We start from the raw sequence: 26,257 nt of genomic DNA on the forward strand, positions 1-26,257 counted from the left end.
CAAGACAGGAAGACTTAGGGATATACTATGTCACGTTTTTTTATTAATCGCCCTATTTTTGCATGGGTGCTGGCTGTTTTGGTCATGCTCATCGGGGTGATATCCGTTCTTAATCTACCGATTGAACAATATCCACGTATCGCACCACCAACGATTTCAGTCAGTGCAAGCTATCCTGGTGCTAATGCGCAAACCGTAGAAAACTCAGTAGTACAGATCATTGAGCAGCGTATGAAAGGCCTAGATGGCCTGATGTATATGTCATCGTCGAGCTCGTCGAATGGTAGTGCGTCAGTGACGCTAACCTTTGAAAACGGTACCGACTCTGATACTGCGCAAGTACAAGTACAGAACAAACTACAAGCCGCGATGAGCTCGCTACCTGAATCAGTGCAGCGTCAAGGTGTCAACGTCAACAAATCATCTAGCAGTTTTATGATGGTACAGGCGTTTATCTCTGAAGACGGCAATATGGATCGGTCGGATATTGCCGATTATATTAACTCTAACGTCCTCGATTCGATCAGTCGTGTCGAAGGTGTGGGTGACGTTCAGGTCTTTGGTTCTACTTATGCGATGCGTGTTTGGTTAGACCCATCACGCCTACGTAGCTACAACATGATACCTTCAGATGTCGTTAATGCGATACGAGCACAGAACGCTCAGGTATCTGCGGGACAATTGGGTCAAGCACCTGCCGACACAGACAAACAAGTTATCAATGCCACTGTTACTGTTCAAAGCTACCTACAAACGCCTGAAGAATTTAAAAACATTCTGCTAAAAACGGATACTTCTGGTGCGCAAGTACGTTTGGGTGATGTAGCAGATGTTGAAATCGGTAGTGAAAACTATAGTATTTTGTCTTTATATAATGGACAAGAAGCTGCTGGTCTAGGTATTTCGCTTGCGGGCGGTGCTAACGCGCTTGAAACTCGCGAAGCTGTTGCTACGCGTATGGCAGAGCTGGAGCAAAACTTCCCAACAGGTCTAGCATCAGTTGTTCCCTATGATACAACGCCATTCGTGAAGCTTTCTATCGAGCAAGTAGTACATACACTTATTGAGGCTATTGTCTTAGTATTTATCGTCATGTTCATTTTCTTGCAGAACTGGCGCGCAACCATTATTCCAACGCTTGCAGTACCTGTGGTTCTATTGGGTACCTTTGCAGTACTATACGTTGCTGGCTTTAGTATCAACGTGTTGACCATGTTTGCCATGGTATTGTCCATTGGTCTACTGGTCGATGATGCGATCGTCGTCGTAGAGAACGTTGAGCGAATACTAGAAGAAGATCCTCACATCTCTATCAAAGACGCAACTATCCAGTCGATGGGTGAAATCAGTAAAATCGTTATTGGTATTGCGCTTATCTTGTCCGCAGTATTCGTACCAATGGCCTTCTTTGGTGGCTCAACAGGTGTGATTTATCGTCAGTTCTCTATCACGCTGATTACCAGCATGGTGCTCTCTGCCATGGTCGCGCTTGTATTCACCCCTGCCCTATGTGTGACCTTGCTAAAACGTGGCAAAAGTCATGAAAAAGGCAGTACCGAAAAGCAAAAAGGCTTCTTTGGTTGGTTCAACCGCGGCTTCTTCAAACTTAGCCGTTCTTACGAAAACTTTGTAGGCAAAAGTATTCGTTTTAAATGGTTATACATGATTGGCTACGCAGCCATCATCGGTATCATGGCAGTCGTATTCTTACGTATTCCAGGCTCGTTTTTACCAGAAGAAGATCAAGGTATTATGTTTACCTTGGTTCAGCTTCCGGCTGGCTCTACGTTAGATGAGACACAAGACGTATTGGATAAAGTCAGAAACTATTACGATACTCAAGAAACCGATAATATCGCTTCGGTCTTTACCATTGCAGGCTTTAGTTTTGCGGGTCAGGGTCAGAATATGGGTCTGGCGTTTGTGCGCTTATCAGACTGGGAGAAACGCTCGGGCGATGAAAATACCGCTCAAGCTGTCGCTGGTCGAGCGATGGGGTATTTCTTTACTCAGCTAAACGAAGCACAAGTATTTGCCATCGTCCCACCAGCGATTACCGAGCTTGGTAACGCCAGTGGTTTTGACTTAATGATTCAGGACAGTGGTAACCTCGGACATGATGGGCTACTTGAAGCCCGAAATATGCTCTTAGGTATGGCCGCACAAAATGATCAAGTGGCTGGCGTACGTCCTAACGGTCAAGAAGACTCGCCACAACTTAAAGTAAATATCAATCAAGAACAAGCGGCGGCTTATGGCCTGTCACTAAGCAATATCAACAGTGTCATCTCGACAGCGTGGGGCTCAAGCTACGTTAACGACTTCATCGATCGTGGCCGTATCAAACGTGTCTATGTACAAGGTGAAGCCAGCAGCCGTACCAACCCTGATGATATTGGCAAATGGTATGTAAGAAATGACATGAACGATATGATTTCGTTCGATGCCTTCTCTAGTAGTGAGTGGCAGTCAGGCTCACCGCGTCTTACTCGTTACAACAGCCTACCGTCCATGAACATCCAAGGTAGCGCCGCACCAGGTCTAAGTACTGGTGAAGCGATGAGCTCGATGGAAGCGATGATAGACAAGTTACCTGAAGGTATCAGTTATGAGTGGACAGGCATGTCATTGGAAGAGCAGAAGTCAGGTGCCCAAGCGCCGATGCTTTATGCGCTTTCAATTCTAGTTGTCTTCTTATGCTTGGCGGCTTTGTACGAAAGCTGGTCGATTCCCTTCTCTGTGCTACTAGTTATTCCACTTGGGGTATTGGGTGCAGTGATATTTACCTGGCTACGTGGTTTTGCCAATGATATCTACTTGCAAGTTGGTCTACTGACTGTCGTTGGTCTGTCCGCCAAAAACGCCATTTTGATTATCGAGTTTGCGAAAGAACACCAAGAGGAAGGTTACAGCCTCAGAGAGGCCGTCATGACCGCAGCACGCCAACGTTTGCGTCCGATTATCATGACCTCACTTGCCTTTGGTCTGGGTGTTGTGCCATTATTCTTGGCGAATGGGCCAGGTTCAGGCAGTCAAAACGCTATTGGTACTAGTGTTGTTGGTGGGGTAATCACAGCAACCCTCTTAGGTATCTTCTTTATCCCAATGTTCTATATCTGGGTGCGTAGTGCGTTCCCGCATAAATATGAGAACAACACACCCAATGATAAAGATGGTGGCAATGGTACGCCTAACTCGCATAACTCAACACCTTCTGAGAGTTATCAGCCTGCAAGTCTTGGAGACAATACACAATGAGTGCTCAAAAAACATCTATCATCAACTCGTCATCGGTAGCTATCACAGCTATCGATGCACAGCCAGCACTATCTCGTTTGCGCAAAAACAGTGGCCGCCTGTTAGGACTGACTGCATTAGCAATCAGCATGGCCGCTTGTAACACCATTCCAAAAGCGGATATGCGTCCTGTGCTAGCAGAGCCGAATATCCCTATGCAGCAATCTTACGGTGCATTTGATAAAGAGACTGTCAGTAGTGCTGACCAAGCAAGCATTGCCAGTCAACGCTGGCAGAATTTTTATAGCGATGAGCGTCTAAAAGGTCTGATTGCTCTCGGTCTTGAAAACAACAAAGACTTTGAGAGTGCGCGCCTAGCGATTGAAAGAGCACGTGCCCAGTATCAGATTACTGATATTAATGACTTGCCAGCTATCAACGGCAGTGCTGGTTATACTCGCTCAGCACAGAATCGTACTGATCGAAACGCTAGTAGTAGCTACAGTGTCAACTTGGGCCTTGCCAATTACGAGCTCGACTTTTGGGGTAAAATCTCAAGCTTAAAAGATCAAGCATTGCAGAATTTCTTGGCGACTACAGCAGCTAAAGATGCGACCCAAATCAGCTTGATTAGTAATATTGCCCAAAGCTACGCCAACCTAAGCTATAGCTTAGCGCAGTTAAAACTGGCTGAAGCTACAGTCGAGAGTCGTGAGCGTTCGCTATTTATCGCGGATAAACGTTTTGAAGCAGGTATCGATCCTAAGCTACCTTCACTACAGTCTTCTGCCTCATTAGAGAATGCCAAGCTTGCCGTATTACGTGCACAGACCAGCGTTCTCCAATCACGCAATGCATTGCAGTACTTGGTTGGTGGCGCGATTCCAAACGAGCTGATCCCAACACCTGCCGTCAGTAATATCACTAGCCAGCAGATATTCAATGCCGGTCTACCAAGTGAATTACTACGTTATCGTCCTGACGTGCTACAAGCAGAATATAACCTAAAAGCGGCTGGTGCGAATATCGAGGTGGCCCGTGCCTCTTACTTCCCATCTATTAGCTTGACCAGTAGTGTGGGCGTCAGTAGCGGCAGCTTAAATGACTTGTTCAAAAATGGTGCCGTTGGCTGGTCATTTGGACCTAGCATTAGCGTCCCTATCTTTGATGCAGGCCGTCTAGATGCCAACTATGATGTGGCTCAAATCGAACGTGAGCAAACGCTTGCTAGCTATGAGAGCTCTATCCAAACGGCATTCCGCGAAGTGTCAGATGTACTTGCCACTCGTGCAACACTTGGTGAGCAGTTAGAGGCGCAGTATCGTCTGCAAGATAATTTTGAGCAGACCTATCAGATAGCAGATGCGCGCTTTAAGGCAGGTATCTCGAACTATCTGGACGTACTTGACGCGCAGCGTTCACTGTTCTCTACTCAGCAAGGTATCCTAGATTTAGAGCTACAGAAAATCGTTAGCCAGATTGAGCTGTACCAAGCGCTTGGTGGCGGAGCGAATCTTGATGTACCGTCTGTCATTCCTGTACCGCAGCACACCAACTTGGCGCAGATTGTCACTGGAACTGCTACTAGTGCAAAAACCAAAGCGACAAATGCCATCAAAGCAGCTGGTTCAGCGCGTGTGACTACGCCGCAAGAAGCTGTCGCCATCAAGCAGTCGCAAGCGGTAGAAACGACTACTTTTGAACCGACTGCTATCGTCGATGTGAATGACGATGGTAAGAAGGATGCCGCTGTCGGCGTGGTCACTGAAGAGATTCGCTTCAATAACAATAGTGTTGAACAAGTTCCTGTGACCCAGATTGTTGAGCCTTAAATGACCCAGCCTTAATCTGATGACGCAGCTCTATCATCACATTTACAGTCGATACGTACTATCAGCCCTACCGACTTAACGTGGTGGGGCTTTTTGCTTTCATTAACGTCTTTTGGTTATAGTAGGCTCACTTTATGTAAGCTCTCTTTATTTATAGCCACTTATAAAGCAAAGATTTTGATAAGCTGATTCTATAAAATACCGCTTATAGCGATATTATTTTAACCATGTAACATGATAACTATTAAAACAATCATAAGGAATTATTATGAGCTATACCTTTAACCGTCAATACCCTGCCACTCGCTTACGTCGTCTACGCTACAACGACAACGTACGTTCGATGATTCGTGAAGTAGAGCTGCATCCTAAGCACTTTATTGCCCCTGTCTTTGTCTTAGAAGGCGAAAACCAACGCGAAACCATCGCTAGTATGCCGGGCGTTGAACGCTTATCGATTGATTTGCTAATCAACTATGCCAAAGAATTGTTAGCAGAGGGTGTCACAACCATCGACCTTTTCCCTGTGATCGATAACGCCTTGAAAACACCAGACGGTAGCGCCGCTTATGACGAAAACGCCCTAACTGCACGTACGATAAAAGCGGTCAAAGATGCTGTGCCAGAAATGGTCGTCATGACTGACGTAGCGCTAGACCCTTATACCTCACATGGTCAAGACGGTCTACTTGATGACAGTGGTTACGTCATCAATGATGCAACCATCGAAGTATTGGTCAAGCAAGCGTTGGTACATGCGCGCGCCGGTGCAGATATCATCTCTCCTAGTGACATGATGGACGGCCGTATCAAGGCCATGCGTGACGCGTTTGAAGCAGAAGGTTTTGTGAATACGGCTATTATGGCTTACTCAGCCAAATATGCGTCTGCCTACTACGGTCCATTCCGTGATGCCGTTGGCAGTGCTGGCAACCTAAAAGGTGGCCATAAGAAACAGTATCAGATGGACTTTGGCAATCGTGCTGAGGCGCTACATGAAGTGGCTATGGATATCAACGAAGGCGCAGATATGGTCATGATCAAACCAGGTCAGCCTTATCTTGATTTGATTCGTGAAGTCAAAGATACCTTTGGCGTACCCACCTTTGCGTATCAAGTCTCAGGCGAATATGCCATGCATATGGCAGCCATTCAAAACGGCTGGTTAAGTGATGCAGTAATTTTAGAGTCGCTGATTGGCTTCCGCCGTGCTGGTGCTGATGGCATCTTGACCTACTTCGCTCTAGAAGCGGCCCGCCAGCTAAACAATGCCTAATAGTAATTACACTAACTTTTATAATGTAAAAACCCCAGCTACCTATTAGTCGCTGGGGCTTTTTTTGAATATCTTCTGATAAATAAAACTATAGACGTGCACGGTCATGTGTTTCATTAAAATCAAGCACTGGGCCAGTAGGGACAATACGCGTGGGGTTGATATTGGCATGACTGGTGTAATAATGCTGCTTGATATGATCCATATTTACCGTATCTTTAATGCCAGGTACCTGATATAAATCACGCAGATAGCCCCAAAGATTTGGATAGTCAACGATACGACGCAGATTGCATTTAAAGTGTCCAACATAAACAGCATCGAAACGAACCAACGTCGTAAACAGTCGCCAATCAGCCTCAGTTATCGTGCTACCTACCAAGTAACGCTGATGTGCTAAGCGCGTCTCAAGTGTATCTAATGCCGCAAACAGCTCAATCACGGCCTCTTCGTAAGCCTCTTGTGTGGTAGAGAATCCTGTCTTATACACGCCATTGTTGATAGTAGAATAGACAAAGGTATTGATGTCATCAATTTCTCGTAATAACTCTGCTGGCACAAAATTACCTGCTAGTGCCCCAACCTCATCAAAGGCAGAGTTAAACATACGAATAATTTCAGATGATTCATTACTCACGATTGTATTTGTTTTTTTATCCCACAAGATAGGTACGGTGACACGGCCTGTATAGTCTGGCTTGGCCTTGGTATACAGCTCATAAGCATAGTCTGCATTGATAACTGAATCAGCAACGACGCCTGCACCTTCTGCAAACGTCCAACCATACTCACCCATATATGGATGTACTACAGATATCGGAATGATATCTTCTAAGCCTTTAAGCTTGCGGTAGATAAGGGTACGGTGTGCCCAAGGACAGGCTAGCGACACGTATAAATGATAGCGGTCAGGTTCGGCTTTAAAGCCCTCAATACCTGTAGGCCCTGCGCTACCATCTACCGTTACCCAGTTTCTAAAACCAGCATCTTCACGCTGAAAGCGGCCGCCACTCTCCTTTGTCTCATACCACTTGTCTTGCCACTGCCCGTCTACCAAGAGACCCATGTTATTCTCCAACTGTTTTTAATATTTGTTTAACGCTTAGTCAGCATGACTGACTTTAAGCCATTATTATCATGACGATTACGTTGTTTAGGGAGATATCATACCAGTTATAAGGGTTTAATCATTAGCGTCACCCAGTTTATTAACAATAAAAACTAAACCGTTTAAATTTAATGTTTAGTAAATATACACAAAAATATATCTAAATAACTAATATAAGCCTGAATAGCAGATATTATGATAATAAAAGAGGTTTAAGCTAAAAAAGACTTGCAAAGTCTGGGAAACTTGCTAAAATGCTCAACCTAAATAGGCGTATAGCTCAGTTGGTTAGAGCGCTACCTTGACATGGTAGAGGTCGTTGGTTCGAATCCGATTACGCCTACCAGATTCGAAAAGCCCCAATCTTAAGATTGGGGCTTTTTTTTGTCCGTGAAATATGGGCTGTAGGGGAAAAGAAAACTATACGTCGATGCAAATTTCCTCTTTTCTCACTTTCCGCAAACATCATCAAAAAACGTGTGTGCCCAAGCTGTGCCCGCTCTTTATTTCGCCTTTCTTTCAGGGTAGCACTTTCGGCCTCTACCCTAAATTATCTAAAACACTCTCAATATTTATTTACTTCTCTTTATCCAGCGACTCGTTAGGTACATAAGTAAATAAATCACCTACTTCAATACCTAGTGCCTCACAAATTTTATCAATTAGATCTTAGACACTACGACTTACTAATTTCTGTTATTCTTTATTTATACTCATATTTTTTAAAGTAAACCATGCCATAAATATATTCTGAGTTATTACTATGTTTAACTTCGATATTAGTCTAAATGTTCTGGTGTATCATGCCTTTCAATTAGGTATTGCTTTCATATTGTCACTACCAATCGCGCTGAACCGTGAACTTGAAGATAATGGTGCAGGTTTGAGGACTTTTCCTTTAGTAACAATTGCTTCGTGTGCTTTTATGCTAGTGGGCATGGACATTTATCAAGACGCCGATGCTGAGGCTAGAATTATGTATGGCATAATCACTGGAATGGGTTTTATTGGCGGTGGTGCTATCTTTAAAAATGAAAGTGGCGCAAAGGGCACTGCTACTGCGGCTGGATTGTGGAATACAGCCGCCATTGGGATATCAGTGGCTTATGGTCGCTATGAGATTGCCATTATATTATCAATAGTTGGTTTTTTAATTCTACAATTCTCAAAACCTTTTAAACCAAAATCTTAACGATGCCATTCTTAGTCATTAGAATAGAGAATCAAACCGCCATTTTAACAAGAACTTCATACTTACTTTGCTTTGGACAAAATTGTTAGTGGTTGAGCTCCTTTGAACCTTAGCAAGCGTAAAGCATTGAGAGTCACTAGTACCGTTGCACCAGTGTCCGCTATCACAGCAATCCATAGTCCGGTAATACCTAGTAAAGTAGTGATTAGAAACACGGCCTTTAGTCCTAGAGCAAAAATTACATTTTGATGTATGTTGGCCATGGTTGCACGCGATAAGGCAATGAGATGAGCAACATCTGTAACACGACTTTTTAATAATGCTATATCGGCTGTTTCAATAGCAACATCCGTACCGCCACCCATAGCAATACCTACGTCTGCTGTTGCTAATGCTGGCGCATCGTTAATACCATCACCAATCATCGCTATCTTGCTCTTATCCTTCATCTCATTGAGCAAACGTAGTTTGTCTTCAGGTAAGAGTTCAGCTTCCCATTCCATCTCTAAATGACTAGCAAGCGCCTGAGCGGTCAGACGGTTGTCACCTGTAAGCATCACCGAACGCACACCCATCGCTTTGAGCTGAGCCACTCCTGCCTGAGCATCCTCTCGCAACTCATCTCGTAATGCTATCAATCCAAGCACTTCATCACTTTGCTCATCATACAAAACTGAGACAATCTTGCCTTCCTTTTGCAATACTTCAATGTCTGCCTGTTGAGCCATTGACATCAAGCTTTTTTTAGTTGCATAGACAGGTGATCCAATGGCTAAAGGGCGCCCGGCTACCGTTGCATGTACTGCTTTTCCCGCAGTAGCATAGGCATTTGAAGCTATCGGTATAGAGATATTAGCGGCTTTGGCATGATCAATAATCGCTTTTGCCAGTGGATGACTAGAAGCAGACTCAACACTGGCAAACAGCGCTAGCATCTCATTCTGACCTTCAGGCCCTATATGCTCTTGTACTGATTGCTTCTGTGTAAAGGCTATCACATCGGTCACCTGTGGCTTACCTTCAGTTAACGTACCTGTCTTATCAAAAGCCACGACATTCACGCGACCCATGGTTTCTAAAGCACTGCCACCTTTGATGAGTAAGCCGCGGCGTGTACCAACAGCCAACCCTGATGCAATGGCGGCCGGAGTAGATAGGATGAGTGCGCAAGGACAGGCGATTAGCAATAGTGCAAAACCACGATATAACCAAGTCGACCATTCTCCTCCCATCGCTAGCGGCGGAACAATAATAACCAGTGCAGCGATAGCCATCACCGCTGGAGTGTAGTAACGACTGAATTTTTCAATGAAACGGGCAGTAGGGGCTTTAGAGGCTTGCGCTTGCTCTACTAGAGTAATAATGCGCGCAATGGTGTTGTCGGCCGCGGTCTTTTCTACGTGGACTTGCAGCGCTCCTTCCATATTGATGGATCCTGCGAATACTGAATCGCCTATTGCTTTGGCAACGGGTATGGATTCGCCAGTAACGGGCGAATCATCAAGACTAGAGTTACCTTGAACAATGACACCATCAGCAGACACCTTATCTCCAGGCCGTACCAGTACCAAATCATTGACCTGCAATGAGACTGCAGGAACGTTACGCTGTCCGCCTTGTGCATCAAGCAAAATCGCAGTCTTTGGAACCAATGATGCCAATGCTCTGATGCCAGCGCGGGCACGATCAGCCGCCACACCTTCTAACAATTCACCGACGGAGAACAAAAAGACAACGGCCGCAGCTTCTTCAGCTTCACCAATGATAAGTGCACCAATTGCTGCGATAGACATCAGCATTTCAATTGAAAACGGGGTGCCTGTCATCGCCAAGGTCATAGATTTTCGGGCAAAGGGAAAAACACCCACAATAACGGCAATAGCGAATGCCCACATGCCATAATCAAGAAAAATTAGTGCTAACACGTAGGCGACGCTCATCAAGACGCCGAGACCAACCACTTGCTTACCTTTTCTGGTTTGCCACCAACGCTGTTGCTGCGTATCTAATAGATTATCACTAATGCTGTCTGCTGTGTTTGCTTGATCAGTAGTGGCAGATATGCCAAAACCCAGACGCTTGATGGTCTTTTCAATATCGCTGCACTGAGTATCTGAATCAGGGGCAAGCGATAGCTCTAACTTTTCAGTCGCAAAATTAAGCTGTATGTCAGAAACACCAGGCATACGTTCTAATGCAGCTTCAATCTTTCTGACGCAACTGGCACAGTCCATACCTTCAATACGATATTGCATAATAAACTGCCTCATTATAAGAATTCATTTGATAACGCTATTGTGAACCCTCTAGTGGCTTCAGAGTCAAGGCCGTTTATATGCAATTGTATAAACTTGATTTCCTTAGGGCTAAACCTTATAGTTACTTTAATGTTTTCAGTTTTGAAATGACTTTGATTTAACTTTATGAGAACTGTGAGATAACGATGCTAATAAAAATCGGAGAGCTTGCTAAGCGTACAGGCGCTACAGTAGAAACCATTCGCTATTATGAAAAAGAAAAGCTATTACCAGAACCTTCCCGTAGTGAGGGGAATTATCGCTTATATCGCGAAAGTCACATCGAGCGTCTACAGTTCGTTCTGCACTGTCGTACACTAGATATGACGTTGGATGAAGTACGGACCTTACTTAAGTACTGGGAAGAGCCTAGCAGAGATTGCGCTGATGTCGATACCTTGTTGGATGAACATATCCGCGCTGTAGAAACACGTATAGAAGAGCTAAAACAGTTAAAAAAACACTTAAGTGTTTTGCGACAGAAATGCGTCAGTAGCGCACCAGCGAAGTCATGTGGCATATTAAATGCACTTGCTGATCATTCTTGTCATGAAAATTCGCCATATGGCTCACATTAAATACTATCCGAATAGATGCAAATAATTAATACTTATTCATCGCTATAGATAGCACCTCTGCTATCTGATAATTACTGTACCGCAATTTCACTTTATTCTGTTTAAGCGCATTCTAATGACTTGGTTAAACGGATTCTAACGATTTAGCCTCTTCGAAAAAGGCAAACCATAAACGCCTACCCTCCTCATTAATACGTCGCACCGTCTCGAAATACTTCTGCCGTGCTTCCTCATCTACTAAGGGAGCAGGAAGCAGAGGGTCAAAAACAACACTGCGGATACCTGCATCTCCAAGCATGAATATTTCTCGAAGCGCCACGTGGGACGGCAAGTCGTTCAAGCCATTTAACCAATCGGTGAGCTGCTGTGACTTCTCTTTATAATGCTTTTCAAGATGCATGTCCGACCAGAGTGCTTTTGCTTTTTTCTGCCTAACCTCATCAAATTCATTGGCTTTAAAAACCGCGGCTTCCTCTTCTAGTCCTAAGTCCAATAGACGCTTACGAACGACATCAACACCGCCTAATAAATTATTGGGACGCAGGTAAAGCCCCTTATCAAGTTCACGAAACCCCAATAATGACAAAGCGCGATCACGAGCACGTAGCGCTTTACGGTCACTGCGAGGTAACCCACCGGTCGCTACCGCTATCCATGAGCCATCGGATTTTATCGTTCTTTTATCCGCTGTTTGCCATAAAGCCACATCGGCGCCCAATTTTTGAGCTTTCGGTCCGAGTTTGTAGGTGGCAGGACCAATCGACTCAGCAAGATCCGCTTGGATCAAACGAGCCAACGTCACACGTATACTATTTTCTGTCATACCAAAGATAGAGCCTGCCAGCACCGCTTCGGAAGCACTAAGTGTATTTGCTTCTGCCGCCATAAGTAAGCGTAAAAGCAATAAACGAGGCGTTGGTTTGTTCATATTACACCTATTGACGTAATTATTTTTTATATGTAATACTAATCATGAGAACTATTGAACTACTGAAACTTAGCAACTGATATTCAAAATCAGGGAAGATAACCATTATGTCAATTGTAAATCAATTTAAGACCCATGAGGTGCAGAATCAACCTTTTGCCTTAGCCAATTATAATGCATGGGAAACAGATACGGCGCTCAAAGAAGCGGTCGCACGAGAGGGTGCTGCTTGGGCAGCAAGTCACTTGAAAGAGTTTGGTGCACTGACTGGTGGAGAGCTTATCACTAGCGGATTCTTAGCCAATGAAAACAAGCCTAAATTGCGCAACTTTGACAGCTATGGTCGGCGTATAGATGAAGTAGAGTTTCATCCGGCTTACCATGATTTGATGCGCGCAGGGATGAAATATGGCATGAGCAATTTTGCTTGGCGCAATGAAGAGCGTGATAGTGCTCACGTGGCTCGGGCGGCAGTCATGTATCTCGGCTCACAGCCTGAGGCTGGGTTTGGTTGTCCCATGTCTATGAGCTATGCCGCTATCCCTGCCCTACGCCATTCGCCAGCGCTGGCCAAAAAATGGCTGCCCAAGCTATTATCCGAACACTATGATCCGCGCAGCTTGCCCATGGAAGAAAAACTAGGCTGTACGATGGGCATGGGCATGACAGAAAAACAAGGTGGATCAGACTTACGTCGCAATACGACTCGAGCCACAAGACAAGAAAACGGCTCTTATGAAATTATTGGGCATAAATGGTTTTTCTCAGCGCCAATGTGTGATGCTCATCTCGTCTTGGCCCAATCTGACAGTGGACCTAGTTGCTTTTTAGTACCACGTTTCCGGACTGATGGGACACGCAATGCCGTACAAATTCAACGCTTAAAAGACAAATTAGGAGATTGGGCAAACGCTTCCTCAGAGGTGGAGTTTCAAGGCGCATTCGGTGAGCTAGTAGGCACTGAAGGTCGCGGTATTCCTACCATTATCGAGATGGTCGCGCTAACCCGACTTGACTGTATGATTGGCTCCTCAGCTCAAATGCGCCAAGCGATCGTCCAAGCGATTCATCACACTAGTCAGCGTGAAGCCTTTGGTAAGTTATTAGTCAACCAACCTATTATGCGTAATGTGTTGGCAGACTTAGCCTTAGAGTCAGAAGCGGCTGTGGCCCTAACAATGCGTATTGCGCGCGCAGTTGATAGGATAGAAACAGACCCTCATGAAGCTGCGCTTGCTCGTATTGCTACTGCGATTGGGAAATATTGGATATGCAAACGCGCTCCCATTTTTATCAATGAGGCACAAGAATGTTTGGGCGGTAATGGCTATGTCGAAGAGACTATTATGCCGCGTTTGTACAGGCAAGCGCCGCTAAACTCAATCTGGGAAGGCAGCGGCAATGTGCAGTGTCTAGATGTGCTGCGTGCCTTAAAAAAAGAGCCAGAAACTCAGCGAGCTTTATTTAAGGAACTGCAGCAGGCAGCAGGGAAAAATGCTGATTATGATGCAGAGTTAAACCTGCTGATAGAGCGATTTGAGGATACGCAAACCTTGGAGTTCCGTAGTCGCTATGTGATTGAGCGCCTAGCATTGATGCTACAGGCTTCGATACTACTGCAGACTGAACATACGGAGATCGCTCAGGCATTCTGTCGTTCTAGAATCGGAAATGAGCATGGACTGGCCTTTGGTACATTAAGTCCTGATGCTCCCGTGGATTTATTGATCGAACGGGCGGCTGGCGCGACCAAAGCAGCTCTATAAGTATCTTTATATGTGCTAAATAGTTGCCTGCTACTGATTGGTGTCGCAGCAGAGGTTTTGCCCTTGACGTCAGTCACTTTCTTCTCAGCCATAACTGGCTAAATAAAAGTCACATGACATCCTAAAAAAAGGCGCTTCTGAATTATAAAAGCGCCTTACCGAATCGTCGTTCAAATATCAAATCGCTTAAAGTATTTCATCGTTTCGCAGAGTAAGCACTTCATAGCCGTCAGAAGTAACCGCAATTGTATGCTCCCACTGAGCAGATAATTTTTTATCGTTAGTAATTACGGTCCAGCCATCTTTTTTGACTTTAACTTTGGCTTTACCTTGATTGACCATCGGTTCAATAGTGAATGTCATACCTTCTTGTAGGACTAGACCTTTTCCTTGATGCCCGTAATGTAGAACTTGCGGTCCCTCATGCATTTCGCGTCCAATACCATGACCGCAATACTCTCGCACTACAGAATAGCCCTGCTTCTCAGCGTAACTTTGGATGGCATAACCAACATCACCTAGCGTTGCTCCAGGTTTCACCACTCGTATTCCTTCCCACATGGCTTCATAGGTCTGATCAACCAAGCGTTTTGCAAGGGGCAACACCTCACCTATCAGATACATTTTGCTAGAATCAGCGATAAAACCCCCTTGTTCTAGGGTAATATCCACATTCACAATATCACCCGATTTGAGTATTTGCTGATCTGAAGGAATGCCATGACAGACCACGTTATTCACCGAGGTATTTAATGCATACTGATAACCATACTGACCCTTACTGGCTGGACGTGCACTTAACTGATTGACAATATAGTGCTCAGCAAGGTTATTGATGTCCATCGTAGAAGTACCAACTGTAATTTGCTCATCAAGATAATCGAAGACAGAGGCGAGAAGTCGCCCAGATTCGCGCATGATTTCCAATTCTGCTGCGCTTTTAAGTATGACTTTATCCATCTATAAGGTTCCTTACATTGACATCAGCTTGTCTCATTTGCTCATTGATAATTTGGTTGTAAGACATATTAGGGTTGGCTTCAGCAAGCATGCCTATCTTCATCCAATATTCAGCTTGTGCGTTAATGGAGCGCACCATGACGGCACTTGCTTTACGAATATCTTCATGCAGTTCATCATCAATTTTAACAATACCCATAAAAATATCTTAATATACGAAACGTATATGAATCGTATATCTATTTTTGTATGGTTGCAAGAAATTATGTATCGCTTGAACTCGATTTCCTTATATCGAAATTATTTGAATTAAACTATAGCTTAATACTGATAGCAAAAAACCACCTATCAAGGTGGTTTTTTGCTGCTGACTCTCTGTTCAAACGTGGTGTAGCCAGCTTTTAGAAAGTTCTATTTAGAAAATCATATGAGCACACACCGCAATGATTGGTAATGAGATGATTGTTCTTAGTAGAAAAATGACTAATAACTGAAAAAAGCTCACCGGAATTTTTGTCCCTAAAATCAATCCGCCAACTTCTGACATATAGATCAGTTGAGACACTGACAAGCAAGCGATAACAAATCGCGTTAATTCTGACTCGATTGAAGAACCGATAATAGCCGGCAAGAACATATCTGCGAAACCTACCATGATCGTTTTTGACATTTCTGCAGCAAAAGGTATGTTCAATAACTCTAAGAATGGAATAAAAGGCATACCTAAATAATCAAATACAGGTGTTTCTTCTGCAACGATTAAACCCATCGTGCCGATCGCCATAACGACAGGCAGTATCCCAATCCACATATCCAAAATATTTTTTAGACCATCTCTTAAGAAAGTAAGAAAACTTGGACTCTTATCTGCTTTTTGGACAGCTTTATGCAAACTGTGGGTGAATAACGTTTTTCCTTCGGGAATGGTTTCATGATCTCTATCACTGTTTTCGATAGTATAAGTATCTTCAATTCTAGATAAAGGCAATAACCTTGGAACTATTAGCGCACAAACAATTCCGCATAAAGCAACGACCCCAATCATATTGATGAAGTAGCTCTCGAGCTTAACCTGAGAAATGACAACCAAACAGAATGTAATCGACACTGCTGAAAAACTTGTAGCAATAATTGCCGCTTCTTTTTTGGTATAGAACCCACCTTCCAATTGTTTATCAGTCAATAATACGCCGATAGTGCCATCGCCCAACCATGACGTTAAACAATCTACAGATGACCTACCTGGTAAACCAAATAAAGGTCTCATCACTTTACTTAGTAGAACCCCGAAGAATTCTAATAAACCAAAATCAAGCAATAACGGTAGCAGTAATCCAGCCAAGAAAAATACAATAAAAAGTATTGGCATTAACTCATATAATATTAAGCCGCCAATATTGTCTGAATATATTGACTCAAACCCAAATTTAAAATAGGTCACGACAACAAAGAACGCACCAAGCATCCTAATGATAAGCCAAGGCGTTGTAACGTTTAATAAATTATTTAGAAACGCATTCTTCAAAATAAATGCAGGTTTCATGATTTTAGTATATAAAGTACAACACAAGGTAATCATGATTGAGGTGACAACCAATAACGGCAAAAGGTCACCGATATAACCCTGTATATAATCCTTTAATACAGATATAGGAATGGTAAATCCTTCTGCATAGGTGACAAACTTACCGTCAACATATGGGATTGGAAATACAAAAAGCATCAAACCTATAATAGATGGGATAAAGAACTTTAAAAACTGTTTGATATTGATACCGCTAACATCTCGACTTGCAGCGCTGGCTTTAATAATGTCCATATTATTTTTACTCGCAGTCCCTTTTTAACCAACCTAAAGAAGGTTTTAACAAACCCCTTTAGATTAGATTCTGTTACTCATTTTAAATATTCAATACTAGTAATTGCTCAAAAGTGTGTGGGTCACTTTTTCTAAAATTTTAAATATTCTGGTCGAGTCATCTTTTGAGTTGTTGTACAAAGGATTTATCTCTGCCATTTCCCAGCAGCATACTTTCTTGTTCTTAATTAACTCTATATTAAGTTGCATCGCTTGCTCGTATGACAGACCATTCATTGCAGGCGTACCGGTTCCTGGCACATATAAAGGATCGACACTATCAACATCAAATGACACGTAGATATGATCACAATATTCTAGTTTTTTGAAGATTTCCTCTACGGTAGAACTGATGCCTTTTTGGGTTATCTCAGCCACGCTGTATAAAGGGATTTTATGTCTTCTGATTAGATCCATCTCTTCTTCTTGATAATCTCTAACCGCACAAAACACCACATTTTCTGGCTTAATTGATGGCTCGCTCGATGCCATAAATTTCAACTTTTCCCAATACTCTTTTTCTTTTTCAGAAAGCTCGTTACGCTGACATTCCAAATTATCAATGGCACAAGCCATCGCCAAAGGCATGCCATGCATATTTCCTGATCCGCTGGTATATGGTGAATGAAAATCAGCATGAGCATCTATATAAACCACGCCAATTTCAGCATCAGGATGCGCCATTTTTAGACCATGCATCGTGCCTGCACAGCTAGAATGATCACCTGCGATAACAATCGGAAACTGATTCTCATTTCTTATGTCTTTGATTTTATGCGCCAATTTAGAAATAACAGGTTCAATTACATCGGCGTATTTTGCATGCTTAAATGGCGACTCTTCTTCATGTATATATTCATTTTTTATACTATCAAGTTGCAATTTTTCATAGTAGTCTGCATTCATCTCTTTTGATGATGCGCGCAATGCATCGATTCCTAGTGACGCGCCTTTTTTATGCCCTGCAACATCTGAATAAACTTCTACTATTCGCACGTTTTTCATTAAATCATTCATTATTTTGTCTCTATTAAATAAAACAATTTTTTCATCATTTGAGTCCACATCTGGCATTGAACTCCTATTTTTCTATATTCAAACTACTTATGATGCGGCCATCGCTTCATCCGTCTCTAGGCTACGATCTTTGCTATGAGCTTTGACTACCGAATAGAGGTTTTTAGGGTCTTGTTGCTGAGGAATCAAGTCAAGCAGCTCATATGCATCCTGCTTTTTGATCAAATCACGCAAAAATACCAAAGCCGTAAAGTCCTCTGAAGCGAAACCAACACCATCAAATACAACCAAGTTATTTTCATTGGTGCGTACTGCTTTTTCACCATTTACGATGCGGTGAAACTCTGTCACAGGAAAATCCTGAGAGAGCTGTTGAATGTCGCCTTCAATACGGGTTTGCGGTTCAAACTCTACAATCACATGATCGGCTCTTAACAGGATGTTGGCATCCAACTCCGTTTTGCCAGGACAGTCACCACCGATAGCATTGATATAGACACCTTTTTTGACCATATCATCACGGAGAATGGTGGCATTTTTCTTATCTGCGGTACAGGTAGTGATGATATCTGCACCTTCAACCGCCTCTTCTGCCGTTTTGCAAATAGTAATCTCTAGGCCTGAATCGGCAAGATTGTGCGCTACTTTTTCAGATGCGGCTGGGTCGACATCATACAAACGCACTTTTGAGATACCCACGACTGCCTTCATACCCATTGCTTGGAACTCACCCTGAGCACCATTACCGATAAGCGCTAAAGTCTGGGCGTTTTTGGGTGCACAATGTTTGGCAACCAATGCAGAAGTCGCTGCCGTGCGTAAGGCGGTTAAAATACACATTTCTGTCAGCAGAATGGGATAGCCTGTATCGACATCAGACAATAAGCCAAAAGCGGCTACCGTCTGCAAATCGCGCTTGGTGTTGATCGGATGACCATTGACATATTTACACGCAAACATTTCACCATCGCTGACAGGCATCAACTCTATGACACCGTCTTTGGAATGAGAAGCAAAACGACTGGATTTTTCAAAACTATCCCAACGGGAAAAATCTTGTTCTAAAGCATCTACCAACTCTTTTATCGTCTGTTCTATACCATAATTACTAATAATTTCAGCCATCGCCTGTACGCTAACAAATGGCACACCCTGCTTCTGTGATACGATAAATTTAGACATTAATTTTGCTCCATTCCATGAATATTATTTATTTAACCGACAATTAATATGCTACCAATTATAATTGTCAGTTAAAATGTCAATAATTTACCAAATATGGACATTTTTTTGACACATTGTTAGGTGCTACTTAGCATAATGTCAAAATCTAATGAAGGAAGCATTTTTATGGCATATTACACTTATGACTCTTTGGATAGCGAACTGATATCTGAACTTCGACAAGATGGTCGAGCAACCATCTCAAACCTTGCTAAAAAACTCAAAGTCTCTCGTGCCACTGTCCAAAACAGATTGGATAGACTGATTCACAACGGTGCTATTTTAGGATTTACGATTCGAGTGCATGAGGCACTAGATAAAGAAACAGTCAAAGCGATGATGATGATTGAAGTAACAGGAAAATCTACTTCACAAGTGATTAGGAAACTGCGGGGTATCCCGCAATTGATTAAGCTGCATACAACCAATGGGGCATGGGATTTGGTAGGAGAGATACATACGACAAGCTTGAGAGAGTTTGATGAAGTGCTGCGTCAAGTCAGAGAAATTGATGGTATTTTGAATAGTGAAACAAGTGTTCTGCTTTCGAGTTTGTAGTGTCATTAAACTCACAATCGCATAAGCGATGCTGTTTATCTGATAGATATTAACTTAGAGTGTTGTGATTAAGCCGCCTGAAGGTAAGCGTAAAAAGAGTATATTGGCGTTTTATAAGCTAGATTTTTTAGTTTTTATTTGACTGGTACAATAAAACTAAAGAACGTATCTTTTACTACGTTCTTTAGTTTGAAAACATGATAATACCTTTAACTCAGACGATAGCTTACCTGAGCTTGAGACAAGAAATCTACTAACGGCTTATTATTCATTAAATAATATTAACTTCATAGCTGAACTTCTCCGCCATTCCATATGACTCTCTATATTCGATAGGATCACCTTCTAGACTCTTAGCAATACGGCATACCTTCACTAGGTTTTCTTGCTCATTATTATCTAAATAAGGGTCTACGTGATTGGCTACAAAAAATAAAGTCTCTACGGCAGATGAGACAAACTGGCCACACTTAGTATAGTAGAACGGATATAGCAAATTCTCAAAATCTTCAGGCTCTAGATTTACAAAGGCTTGATAACGACTCTTAGGTAACCAAATTTTTTCACTCAGCGAAACTTTGCCCTCAATGATACGTACACGTTCTATATAAATCAGCGCTTTATTCTTACCAATATCTAGCTTTTCATTAATCTCTTCAATACCCTCTATTACCATGACCTTTTTGACCACGCCTGTCGGTGTCGCATAGCAGGCATCTTTATCACGAAATTTAAAAAACCGTAATAATGAGCTTTCAAAATCTGGACGCTTTAGAAAGGTACCTCTGCCTTGATACTTGGTTAACACACCATCGTCGACCAACTTTTCAACCGCTTTTCGAACGGTTCCGACTGATACTTGATACTTATCTGCAAACTCCTGCTCAGTCGGTAAAGGTGTGTTTTCGTCCCATTTACTTTCTGTCAGTAAAGTCAAAATGTGCCATCGCACTTGCTCATACCGTGGTATTTTAAATTTTTCTAAGTTTTTTAGCATTATTTCACCACAATTTAAGGGGTTTATGAATTGTTTTACTGTTTTTAAGCATTGTTATCATTTTAGAGATTGGAATATAACGGAGTACTCTATCTTAAGCGCTAAGAAAACCTTATATATCATTGCAATACTAACGACTGTCTGGCACTTTGTGGACAATCTTATCTAATTCATATTACTTTTTTTGCTATTATTCCACTTATTTATACGTACATTTCAGGCTTATACGATTCTGTAATCTAGAAAGTTGTTTGTCAATATTCTCGTAATGCTCTTTACCTATAGAAGTCAATACAGTTCTCTATAGAATTCATGTAGTTAAGCTCAAGGGACAGTAATGACTCTTTATATTCTAGCCGCAATAGTAATATGTATTATTTTGGGCTATACAACCAAGATCAATATTGGTCTATTTGCTATTGCATTTTCATACCTCATCGGCTGTTTCGGTATGGGAATGAGCGCTTATGAAATTGTTGAGCTATGGCCTCTCAAAATTTTCTTTGTTATTTTTGCCGTTACTCTCTTCTATAACTTTCCTTTAGCGAATGGCGCTTTAGAAAAACTATCGAATCATTTGATCTATAGATGCCGTCATTTTCCCGAGTTTTTACCCTTGGTTATTTTCTTTGCTGCTACGATCGTTGCTGGCTTAGGAGCTGGTTATTACACCGTCTTAGCCACGATGGCACCTATGATTCTGTTATTGTCTAAACGTACTAATTTGAATCTTGTCATTGCTACTTTATCTGTTAACTATGGTGCATTGGCTGGTGCTAACTTTATCACCTCACAAAGCGGGGTTATCTTTCGAGAGCTGATGCGCGGGGCCGGCGTTGCAAATGATAATACCTTTACTTATGTTTTAGGTGTCTTCGCAGTTACCTTTCTCATGCCAGTGATCGTCCTAGGTATTTATTGCTTTTTTAATGCCAAAAATAGCAAAATTGCGATTCAAACGATAGTACCAGAGCCTTTCGATAATAAGCAAAAACAATCTATTATGCTGATTTTTATCATGATGGCTATCGTGCTTATTGTACCCATCTTAAATCTCCTAATGCCTAACATAGAAGCAATTCAGTTTTTAAACGCTCGGATTGACATTGGTTTTATCGCCATTATTTTTGCCTTAATCAGTTTATTATTAAAATTAGGGGACGAAAAAACAGTAATTGCTTTAATTCCTTGGAATACGCTTATTATGATTTGTGGGGTCGGCATGCTAATCGGCCTTGGCGTTGAGATCGGTGTTATTTACGAGCTAACAGAATGGCTAAGTACCAACGTCCCTATCTGGATGATACCAATTTTGGTATTTGTTATTAGCGCAATCATGTCAATCTTTGCTAGTACACTTGGCGTAGTCGCTCCTACTCTATTTCCTATGGTGCTGCCTTTAGCCGTTGCCTCTGGACTTAACCCTCTATTGTTATTTACCTGTATTGTGGTGGGAGCACAAAGCTCATCACTCTCCCCTTTCTCATCAGGAGGCAGTCTAATGTTGGGCGCTTCTCAAGTAGTTATAGAAAAAAACAAGCTATTTAATGCGCTACTATTCAAAGCGGTACCCTTAGATATTGGTATTGGCATATTAGCCATTTTCATTATTCAGCTGCTGTTTTAGCTAGTATATGTTCCTATGTTGAGAATGGGAACAAGCCCTACCCTTAAGCAAATCTCTCCCAAAAGACAGTTTTGATGCAGCTGTCTTTTGACAAACATATACAATCAAACTTCTTAAATGCCTAATGAATTGCCCGTCATAGCGCTTAGTCTCATCTCACTGACCTCATCTACCGAGTTATCTCTTTTCCTTATCCGAAAAAGCATACCCTAGCACGTTTGTAATATCTCTCTCACGGTTATAAATCTCTATAAATCATTGTATTCATTATTTTTTATCAACATAAACATCTTGTATTTTGAATATTCTTCTGTCTTTTCTTTCTCTTGATATTAAGACGATAAATAACTTCATATCAGTCATTGTGATAGTATCTTAAAATAAAATTCATGTATACATACATATGTTTCTTGTTATTTCTATAATATTCTGTTACTTTTGCAAAACGCTAAAAACTCTACTTTTATGAAGTTTAGTAGTTATTGTCAGGATGATCTGAACTTCATCTGTCATCACTTTATTATTTTGCTCATAATTCTATTGAGCTATTCATTAAAAATACACACAAGGAGTGTCGTGTGAACAAACTATCCTATTTGGCTCTTGGCCTTTCTGTACTCACCCTTACCGCATGTAATAAATCTGATACGGCAGCATCTGATGCCAGTTATGACGCCCCTTCACGTCCAGAATGTATCGCCCCAGCAAAACCAGGCGGTGGCTTTGACTTGACTTGTAAACTTGCTCAAGCCGGCTTAAGAGATACCGGCCTATTAGAAGATCCAATGCGAGTCACTTATATGCCAGGCGGTGTGGGTGCTGTTGCTTACAACAAAATTGTTGCCAATGATCGTGCTAATAACGATGCAATCATTGCTTTCTCTACTGGCTCTATCCTAAATTTATCGCAAGGTAAATTTGGTAAATTCACCGAAAAAGACGTGAAATGGCTAGCAGCCGTTGGTACTGATTATGGTGCTATCGCTGTCAATGCAGACTCACCTATCAAAGACTTAGCAGGATTGGTCGCTGAGCTTAAGTCAAATCCAAAAGCAATCAGTTTCGCCGCTGGTGGTAGTGTTGGCGGTCAGGACTGGATGCAGACAGCTATTTTAGCTAAAGCGGTTGGGGTCAATCCTAGCGATATGACTTATGTTGCGATGGAAGGTGGCGGCGAGGCTATTACAGCGGTCATGGGTAACCATGTGACTGTCGTAAGTGCTGGTATCGCTGAGATCATGCCACAAGCCACTGCTGGCAAATTACGTGTATTGGCTGTATTTGCAGATGAAAGACTGGGCGGCACTATGGCCGATATTCCTACTGCTGTAGAGCAAGGCTATGACGTTACTTGGCCTGTCATGCGTGGTTATTACATGGGTCCAGATGTCAGCCCTGCCGCTTATGACTGGTGGAAAGCAAGCTTTGATAACATGCTTGCGGATCCAAAATTCGCTGAATTACGCGAGCAACAAGAGCTACTACCATTCTCTATGACTGGTGATGAGCTAGAAGCATACGTTTATAAACGTACAGGTGAGCTACGTGAATTGTCTGCTGAGTACGGTCTTGTTGATGCTGCAGCTAAGTAGCATTACTCAGATCATATCCCCTTAATGATTGAATACTGATTTTTATAGTATTTATCGAAGGTTGACAGATGAGACATCTATCAACCTTCTTATTTTGGAATTTAAGGAATACTTCTATGACAATGGAACGTGCGTTTTCTGGATTAATGGGGCTGTTTAGCTTATTTTTGGTCTATTTAGCTATTGGTTACGTTGCTCCTATTGCCTATGATCCTATCGGCCCTAGACCCTATCCTATTTTGATTTTCTCCCTTACGGCACTTTTGACCTTGGTTATTGCCTTTCGTCCAGCACGATTTACGAAAGTCATCGATTTGGGCTATAACAACGTCGTGCTTAGAAATCTTGTGCTGTGTGTCAGCACATTATTAATTTATAGCTTAATTTTCGAGCCTTTAGGTTTTGTGGTTGCTACCACACTGATGTGTTTTGCGGTTGGTTTATTATTTGCCGGAAATCCTATTAAAAGCCTTATCTTTTCAGTTGTGATCAGTATCGCCCTGTATGTCTTATTTGACATGGCTTTGGATGTGATTCTGCCACTTGGAATATTATCAGGAATAATGGGATAGCTATTATGGAAACTTTTGACTTTTTAATGCAAGGTTTTGGCGTAGCGATGTTGCCCAAAAACTTACTGATTGCACTCATTGGCGCTTTTATTGGTACAGTTGTAGGCATGTTGCCTGGCCTTGGCCCTATTAATGGTGTGGCAATTCTATTGCCTTTTGCCTTTGCCCTTGGTCTACCACCCGAGAGTGCACTTATCTTACTAGCGGCTGTTTATCTTGGTTGTGAATATGGCGGTCGTATTTCTGCCATTCTACTTAACGTGCCGGGATCTGCCGCGGCGGTTATGACCTCATTGGATGGTAACCCGCTAGCGGTTCAAGGCAAGGCTGGCATCGCCTTGTCCATCTCTGCGGTTGCTTCATTTATCGGTTCTACGATTGCGACCATTGGTGTGGTCTTGTTCGCACCTCTATTGGCTAAATGGGCAGTGTCTTTTGGACCTGCTGAATATTTCGTATTAATGGTATTCGCGATTTGCTGTTTGAGTGGTTTGGTTGGTGATCAACCTATCAAGACAGCAGTGTCAGCGTTAATCGGCTTGGGTCTGGCTACTGTTGGTGTCGATGCGGTCACAGGTATCTATCGCTATACCTTTGATTCAGTCAACTTATCTGATGGTATTCAGTTCACAACGATCGTTATTGGCTTTTTCAGTGTTAGTGAGATCTTGATTTTGCTCGAAAGAACCAGTACTGGTGGGAAAATTATCGCGCAAGGTAAGCGTAGCTTATTTAACCTAAAAGAATTTCTCTTCACCATTGGCGCCATGGTGCGTAGTGGCATAATGGGCTTTTTCGTTGGTATTTTGCCTGGTGCAGGTGCAACTATCGCGAGTGCAATGACCTATGCTAGTGAACGCAAAATTGCTGGAGACAGTGGCAAATTTGGTGAAGGCGATCTTCGTGGCTTAGCATCTCCAGAGGCGGCTAACAATGCATCAGCATGTGGTTCATTTGTACCGATGTTGACCTTGGGTGTTCCTGGTTCTGGTACGACAGCGGTCATGATGGGTGCGTTGACTTTGTATAACATCACGCCAGGTCCACAGCTATTTACCGAACAGCCAGACATCGTTTGGGGTCTTATCGCTTCATTATTCATCTGTAACGTCATCTTGTTAGTAATGAATATTCCTTTGGTTGGTGTATTTTCTAAGCTACTTAATGTACCAAACTATATCTTGATACCATCTATTGCTGCTATTAGTTTTGTTGGTGTTTACTCTATCAACAGCACGACCTTTGATATGGTATTCATGGTAGGACTTGGGATATTTGGTTATTTCTTACGTAAATTACAGTTCCCTCTATCAGCCCTTATTCTAGGTTATGTACTAGGAGAGCTCATGGAGTCTAACCTCAGACGTGCCTTGTCTATTTCTCAAGGTGAGATGTCTATTCTATGGAGTAGCCCAATCACTGTGTCACTATGGGGCCTGGTAGTTGTCATGATATTCATGCCAATCATTCGTAAAATGTATCGTAAGCGTTTTAAAAAGACTGCTGCATAAGTTCTTGCTAGTTCGTCTCTAAATCTCTCTCCGGCGGTGGTTATACTCTATGTATGGCCACCGTTTTTTTAGAGATACTTTCAACAGTTACTTAGCACTCCTAACTCTTTTTGTCAGCTGTCCAAAA

General features: G+C 42.4%; 21 protein-coding genes and 1 tRNA gene. 12 read left to right on the forward strand and 10 right to left on the reverse strand.

Annotated features, from left to right (window positions below; genetic code table 11):
* Positions 1 to 27 precede the first annotated feature (27 nt).
* The 3 genes from SJY28_RS13225 (at position 28) to hemB (ending at position 6,345) form a co-directional block, all read left to right on the forward strand.
* Positions 28 to 3,258 carry an efflux RND transporter permease subunit gene (locus tag SJY28_RS13225; RefSeq protein ID WP_379544823.1) on the forward strand — a complete coding sequence of 1,077 codons (3,231 nt, stop codon included), beginning with the start codon at positions 28 to 30 and terminating at the stop codon, positions 3,256 to 3,258.
* On the forward strand, positions 3,255 to 5,069 hold the full coding sequence (locus SJY28_RS13230) for an efflux transporter outer membrane subunit (RefSeq protein ID WP_379544824.1): 1,815 nt from the start codon (positions 3,255 to 3,257) through the stop codon (positions 5,067 to 5,069). Before SJY28_RS13225 ends, SJY28_RS13230 begins: the two co-directional genes overlap by 4 nt.
* A 268-nt stretch (positions 5,070 to 5,337) precedes the next feature.
* Positions 5,338 to 6,345, forward strand: coding sequence for a porphobilinogen synthase (hemB, locus tag SJY28_RS13235; RefSeq protein WP_101206356.1), 1,008 nt, complete (start codon positions 5,338 to 5,340; stop codon positions 6,343 to 6,345).
* Between the two features lie 88 nt (positions 6,346 to 6,433).
* On the opposite strand, the gene SJY28_RS13240 is transcribed toward hemB, so the two are convergent.
* Positions 6,434 to 7,411: a glutathione S-transferase family protein gene (locus SJY28_RS13240; protein ID WP_379544825.1), complete on the reverse strand. Its 978-nt coding sequence runs from the start codon at positions 7,409 to 7,411 to the stop codon at positions 6,434 to 6,436.
* Between the two features lie 311 nt (positions 7,412 to 7,722).
* Between SJY28_RS13240 and SJY28_RS13245 the strand changes: the two genes are divergently transcribed.
* Positions 7,723 to 7,799: transfer RNA gene (locus tag SJY28_RS13245), tRNA-Val, on the forward strand.
* 230 nt (positions 7,800 to 8,029) lie between these two features.
* Here SJY28_RS13245 and SJY28_RS13250 read toward each other — a convergent pair.
* Positions 8,030 to 8,116 (reverse strand): helix-turn-helix domain-containing protein, encoded by an 87-nt coding sequence (locus tag SJY28_RS13250; protein WP_379545006.1) that lies wholly within the window; start codon positions 8,114 to 8,116, stop codon positions 8,030 to 8,032.
* Positions 8,117 to 8,216: 100 nt separating this feature from the next.
* On the opposite strand from SJY28_RS13250, the gene SJY28_RS13255 reads away from it, so the two are divergent.
* On the forward strand, positions 8,217 to 8,645 hold the full coding sequence (locus SJY28_RS13255; RefSeq protein ID WP_298809563.1) for an MgtC/SapB family protein: 429 nt from the start codon (positions 8,217 to 8,219) through the stop codon (positions 8,643 to 8,645).
* Positions 8,646 to 8,707: 62 nt separating this feature from the next.
* On the opposite strand, the gene SJY28_RS13260 is transcribed toward SJY28_RS13255, so the two are convergent.
* Complete coding sequence (locus SJY28_RS13260) at positions 8,708 to 10,900, reverse strand: heavy metal translocating P-type ATPase (protein ID WP_379544827.1); 2,193 nt, start codon at positions 10,898 to 10,900, stop codon at positions 8,708 to 8,710.
* A gap of 188 nt (positions 10,901 to 11,088) precedes the next feature.
* On the opposite strand from SJY28_RS13260, the gene cadR reads away from it, so the two are divergent.
* Complete coding sequence (gene cadR, locus SJY28_RS13265; protein ID WP_057761031.1) at positions 11,089 to 11,520, forward strand: Cd(II)/Pb(II)-responsive transcriptional regulator; 432 nt, start codon at positions 11,089 to 11,091, stop codon at positions 11,518 to 11,520.
* Between the two features lie 124 nt (positions 11,521 to 11,644).
* Here cadR and SJY28_RS13270 read toward each other — a convergent pair whose 3' ends face one another.
* Entirely contained in the window at positions 11,645 to 12,448 is an 804-nt protein-coding gene (locus SJY28_RS13270) for a PaaX family transcriptional regulator (protein ID WP_379544828.1), read from the reverse strand.
* Positions 12,449 to 12,555: 107 nt separating this feature from the next.
* Here SJY28_RS13270 and SJY28_RS13275 point away from each other — a divergent pair, with 107 nt between their 5' ends.
* The gene (locus SJY28_RS13275; RefSeq protein WP_379544829.1) at positions 12,556 to 14,214 is read left to right on the forward strand and encodes an isovaleryl-CoA dehydrogenase; all 1,659 of its coding nucleotides are present in this window, start codon (positions 12,556 to 12,558) and stop codon (positions 14,212 to 14,214) included.
* Between the two features lie 186 nt (positions 14,215 to 14,400).
* Here the strand turns inward: SJY28_RS13275 and map are convergent, their stop codons facing one another.
* From map to SJY28_RS13300, 5 genes are all read right to left on the reverse strand, one after another.
* Entirely contained in the window at positions 14,401 to 15,174 is a 774-nt protein-coding gene (gene map, locus SJY28_RS13280; RefSeq protein ID WP_379544831.1) for a type I methionyl aminopeptidase, read from the reverse strand.
* Complete coding sequence (locus SJY28_RS13285) at positions 15,167 to 15,373, reverse strand: ParD-like family protein (RefSeq protein WP_057761037.1); 207 nt, start codon at positions 15,371 to 15,373, stop codon at positions 15,167 to 15,169. Before SJY28_RS13285 ends, map begins: the two co-directional genes overlap by 8 nt.
* 216 nt (positions 15,374 to 15,589) lie before the next feature.
* Positions 15,590 to 16,993: a YjiH family protein gene (locus SJY28_RS13290; RefSeq protein ID WP_379544832.1), complete on the reverse strand. Its 1,404-nt coding sequence runs from the start codon at positions 16,991 to 16,993 to the stop codon at positions 15,590 to 15,592.
* A gap of 96 nt (positions 16,994 to 17,089) precedes the next feature.
* Positions 17,090 to 18,106, reverse strand: coding sequence for an arginase (locus SJY28_RS13295; protein ID WP_379544834.1), 1,017 nt, complete (start codon positions 18,104 to 18,106; stop codon positions 17,090 to 17,092).
* A gap of 30 nt (positions 18,107 to 18,136) precedes the next feature.
* Complete coding sequence (locus SJY28_RS13300) at positions 18,137 to 19,231, reverse strand: ornithine cyclodeaminase (protein WP_379544836.1); 1,095 nt, start codon at positions 19,229 to 19,231, stop codon at positions 18,137 to 18,139.
* A 168-nt stretch (positions 19,232 to 19,399) separates the two neighbouring features.
* Here SJY28_RS13300 and SJY28_RS13305 point away from each other — a divergent pair, with 168 nt between their 5' ends.
* The gene (locus tag SJY28_RS13305) at positions 19,400 to 19,831 is read left to right on the forward strand and encodes an Lrp/AsnC family transcriptional regulator (protein ID WP_057761040.1); all 432 of its coding nucleotides are present in this window, start codon (positions 19,400 to 19,402) and stop codon (positions 19,829 to 19,831) included.
* 271 nt (positions 19,832 to 20,102) lie between these two features.
* Here SJY28_RS13305 and SJY28_RS13310 read toward each other — a convergent pair whose 3' ends face one another.
* The gene (locus tag SJY28_RS13310) at positions 20,103 to 20,828 is read right to left on the reverse strand and encodes a GntR family transcriptional regulator (RefSeq protein WP_191113992.1); all 726 of its coding nucleotides are present in this window, start codon (positions 20,826 to 20,828) and stop codon (positions 20,103 to 20,105) included.
* Positions 20,829 to 21,165: 337 nt separating this feature from the next.
* Between SJY28_RS13310 and SJY28_RS13315 the strand changes: the two genes are divergently transcribed.
* From SJY28_RS13315 to SJY28_RS13330, 4 genes are all read left to right on the forward strand, one after another.
* The gene (locus tag SJY28_RS13315) at positions 21,166 to 22,455 is read left to right on the forward strand and encodes an SLC13 family permease (RefSeq protein ID WP_238051833.1); all 1,290 of its coding nucleotides are present in this window, start codon (positions 21,166 to 21,168) and stop codon (positions 22,453 to 22,455) included.
* A 578-nt stretch (positions 22,456 to 23,033) separates the two neighbouring features.
* Positions 23,034 to 24,047, forward strand: a complete 1,014-nt coding sequence (locus SJY28_RS13320; protein WP_191113994.1) for a tripartite tricarboxylate transporter substrate binding protein — start codon at positions 23,034 to 23,036, stop codon at positions 24,045 to 24,047.
* Positions 24,048 to 24,163: 116 nt separating this feature from the next.
* Positions 24,164 to 24,619, forward strand: coding sequence for a tripartite tricarboxylate transporter TctB family protein (locus SJY28_RS13325; protein WP_379544840.1), 456 nt, complete (start codon positions 24,164 to 24,166; stop codon positions 24,617 to 24,619).
* A 5-nt stretch (positions 24,620 to 24,624) separates the two neighbouring features.
* Entirely contained in the window at positions 24,625 to 26,130 is a 1,506-nt protein-coding gene (locus SJY28_RS13330; protein ID WP_379544842.1) for a tripartite tricarboxylate transporter permease, read from the forward strand.
* Positions 26,131 to 26,257 lie beyond the last annotated feature (127 nt).

Source organism: Psychrobacter sp. R86515 (assembly GCF_042466315.1).
In the GTDB taxonomy this organism is placed as follows: Bacteria; Pseudomonadota; Gammaproteobacteria; order Pseudomonadales; family Moraxellaceae; genus Psychrobacter.